At 61.1% G+C, this 471-nt stretch carries 1 protein-coding gene; it reads left to right on the top strand.

Going from position 1 to position 471, the window contains the following annotated elements:
* A partial coding sequence (locus tag J0A67_RS22640; RefSeq protein WP_206571668.1) for an MBG domain-containing protein occupies window positions 1-471 on the top strand: 471 nt, incomplete at both ends.

Genomic DNA, 471 nt, shown 5'->3' on the forward strand with positions numbered 1-471 from the left:
ACTATGACCTGAGCTTTGTGGAAGGCAATCTGGAGATCACAGAAAGGGCGATCGAGGTGACCGCGGACGACCAGACCAAGGTATACGGCGAAGCGGATCCAGCCTTGACCTACCAGATTACTTCGGGAAGCCTGGCGTTCAGCGATGCGTTCACCGGGGCGCTCGGCAGGGATGCGGGCGAGGACGTGGGCAACTACGCGATCACGCAGGGCACCCTTGCCCTTGACGGCAACTACGACCTGAGCTTTTTGGAAGGCAATCTGGAGATCACGGTACGTGAGGTCGAGGTGACCGCCGACGACCAGACCAAGGTATACGGCGAAGCGGATCCAGCCTTGACCTATCAGATTACTTCGGGCAGCCTGGCCTTCAGCGACGCGTTCACCGGGGCGCTCGGCAGGGATGCGGGCGAGGACGTGGGCAACTACGCAATCACCCAGGGCACCCTTGCCCTTGACGGCAACTACGACC

This window comes from Algoriphagus aestuariicola (genome assembly GCF_017254835.1).
Lineage (GTDB): Bacteria > Bacteroidota > Bacteroidia > Cytophagales > Cyclobacteriaceae > Algoriphagus > Algoriphagus aestuariicola.